We start from the raw sequence: 3,115 nt of genomic DNA, 5'->3' as shown, positions 1-3,115 counted from the left end.
GTCCGGCGCCCCTTCGACCACCCTGGTCTTGAATCGGACGTCGCCGCCCTGCTGCAACATCATCAGCGTGCCCGCCGGGTAGCCCAGCGAGACGGAGGCGATCAGACCGGCGATGCTGCTGCCGGGCCAGACCCAGCCGCGCTGGAAGTCCGGTAGTTGCGTCTCCCCCGCGTGCACCTGCACCAGCAGGTCTCTCAAAAATTCTTTCTCGATTCCGAACTTTTCAACGCTCAATGCACTTCTCCCGCAGATTTTTACACCCGGAGGAGGGATCGCGCGAACATGCGGAAAAGTTAACGTGCACCGCAGAACATATTGTGTAAATTAGTGGCCAATAAGCCCGGCTCGGGCATCAGAACGTCCTCGCCGCCCAAGCCGCCAGCTCCGCCCGCGCCGCCGCCAGGTCCCCGCTCCCGGTGGTCACCAGCGCGAAGTGCACCCCCGCCCCCGCCCGCAGCAGCACCCGGTTGACCCCGCCGACCCCCCGCGCCCGCCCCCCCGACACCGCCTCCGCGCCCGTGTCCGCAGGCGCCCCCCGGACCGCCCCCAGGTCGCTCACCACCGAGGTCCCCGCAGGCGCGAACCCCGCAGGCAGGTGCAGCTCCGTCGGCGCCGCGGACTCCGCCCCCTCCCACACCAGCACCGCGTACGGGTTCGCCCCCACCAACCCCCGCACCGCGGGCATCCCCGCAGGCACCTGGTTCCACACCAGCTCGGCGTTCCCGTCCCGCGCCCGGTCCTCGTACGTGAACGCCCGCGTCGTCCCCGCCACCGCGCGCGGGAACACCCGGTCCACCCGTCGCGCGTCCACCGTCCGCCCCGCCGCCCCGTCGTCGCCGACCCGCACCACCGAGAAGTGCTCGTCGTTCATCGCGTCGCCGTCCGTCTTCACCTTCGACGGGTTGTCGTTCATCAGCTCCCGGTGCCGGTCGTAGTTCGTGTCCCAGTGCCACTGGCTCCCCGACAGCACCGGCCCGGACGCCGCCGCCTCGGCCCACCACCGCGACCCCGGCAGCGCGCTGTCCAGCGACTGCTGCGTCGCCTTCAGCACCGAGGGGTGCTTGTCCGCCGTCAGCCCCCGCACCGGGTGGCCGTACTCGGAGACGATCGCGGGCGTGCCCAGTTCCGCCGCGCGCGTCCGCACGTCCGCGAACGTCCGCGCGTACTGCCCGTCCCCCGCCTTCCCCGGCATCAGCAGCCCCGACTGGGCCTTGCCGTCGTAGAAGTGCGTGTTGAACGCGTACCCGTCGCCCCACGGCGCGGCGCCGGGGAAACCGCCGGGCTCGGCGAAGAACTCCACGTTCTGGTTCCAGAACACCAGCGGTTCGGCGAAGGACGTCTTGTCCCGCCAGCCCGCCTCGTCCATGAGCCGCCGGAACCGCTGGTGGAACGGCCACAGGTGGTCGCGCTCCCACGTCAGGCCGGTCTGGCCCGCGTCGTAGCGGCCCGCGTACGGCTCGTTCAGCGGGTCCACGCCCAGCACCAGCTCGAACGCCTCGGCGGACAGCCGGTTCTTCAAGCCCCGCAGCGCTTCCCCCGCCGCGCTCAGGAACTCGTCCTGCACGCGCAGCGGTCCCCCGTCCACCTGGAGCTCGCGGTTGTGCCAGAAGTCGTAGGTCGCGGCGGTGACGGCCGTGTTCGACTTCATGTTCTGCCCCCAGTGGAAGCACAACCCGCACGACTCCGCCGGGTACCCGCCCGCGCGCACCACCCACGCGGGCGCGCCGTCGCCGGTGTACCAGCTGTCCCGGTTGAACACGTGCCGCGAGTACAGGTCCTGGTGGAAGTCCACGTACACCCGCACGCCCTGGTCGGTGAACGCCCCCACCTGCTCGGCCACCCGGTCCAGGTAGGCCTGGTCGATCCGCCGGGGCTCCGGCTCCAACCACGCCCAGGTGACCAGGAACCGGACCGCGTTGGCGCCGGTCAACCTGCGCAGCGCCGCGGCGGAGTCCCGTGCCGCCTGGGCGTTCGGGAACGGGAGCCCGCGGTGCTCGGCGAGCTTGGCGGTGCCGGAGACGTTGAAGCCCCGCAGCACCACCTCGCGCCCGTGCTCGTCCCGGAACACCCCGCCGACCGGTCCGACCTCGCCGCCGTCGAACCAGGCGGACGCGGCGGGAGCGGAGAGGGCGGCGGCGGTGGGGAACGGGGCCAGCGCGAGCAGCAGGAGCAGGGCGGCCAGGAGCGGGGTGCGGCGCATCGGTGGTCTCCCCCACCTCGGCGGAACCGGACGCTTCCCCTGGGACGCTAGTGATCCGCTCCGGGGGCGCCAAGGGCCGCGTGGCGCAGCGGGGGGAGGTCCGGTCGCCGGGCGCGGTCAGTCCTCGTCCCAGTCGCGGGCCCACTGGCGCCTGCGCTCGCGCTCGTGCTCGATCCAGTCCTCGCCCTCGGCGGCGACGGACTCCAGCAGGGGCAGGGCGTTCTCGATCCCGGACGTCTCGTAGGCGGCCTCCACCAGCGCCTCCGGGTCCTCGCCGGACGCGCTGGTGTCGACCCGCACGGCGATGGACTCGTTGTTGGACAGGACGAGCGTGAACACCCGGCTGCGCAGGTCCTCCACGTCGGCGCGGTCCTCGTCGTCCACGGCGGTGGCGCGCACGCCCTTCTCGGTGACCTTCGCGGAGACGACGGCGTCGTAGCGGAACAGGAAGCGCTCCTCGTTGCGCGCCTCGCCGGTGTGCGCGTCCAGGTGCAGGCGGATCAGCCGGACGCCCTTGCGGGTCAGCAGGAGGATGCGCACGAGGTACGCGGAGTAGCGGGGCGGGCCGTTCTCCAGCCTGCCCCTGCGGGCGCCGGGCGCGCACTCGGTCAGCACCACGTGCTGGACGACCTGGTCGCGCCGCAGGCCGAACCGGTTGATCACGTCGGAGACCAGGTGGAACCGGTCGAGCGCGTGCCAGCGGGCGACCTGCGCGTCGGTGGGGCGGTCCGCCAGGTGCGCCGACCACCGCTTGTGCTCGGCGACCTCCTCGGCGTGCAGGGCGTCCGCTTCGGCGCGGACGGCGCGGTTGGCGGCGTGCGGGGCGGCCAGGCGGGTGGCGGCGGTGAGGAGCAGGGAACCGGCCAGCGCCAGCGGGAGCGCGGCGAGCGGGGCGGTGACCAGGCCGGTGACCAG

Annotated in this window: 2 protein-coding genes and 1 pseudogene; all 3 read right to left on the bottom strand. The window is 72.9% G+C overall.

Annotated elements, in window-relative coordinates; translation table 11 throughout:
• Positions 1-234, bottom strand: a 234-nt coding sequence (locus tag ACTUAL_RS22345; RefSeq protein ID WP_440901616.1) for a DUF262 domain-containing protein, incomplete at its 3' end; no start/stop codon positions are given.
• Positions 235-352: 118 nt separating this feature from the next.
• Positions 353-2,200, bottom strand: a complete 1,848-nt coding sequence (locus tag ACTUAL_RS22340; RefSeq protein ID WP_440901615.1) for a cellulase family glycosylhydrolase — start codon at positions 2,198-2,200, stop codon at positions 353-355.
• A gap of 117 nt (positions 2,201-2,317) precedes the next feature.
• Positions 2,318-3,115: pseudogene (locus ACTUAL_RS22335) on the bottom strand (hypothetical protein); the annotation flags it as partial.

The sequence above is a fragment of the Actinosynnema sp. genome (assembly GCF_052038725.1).
The sequence above is the reverse complement of the archived record's forward strand: the minus strand, read 5'-3'. Positions and strand labels throughout refer to the sequence as shown.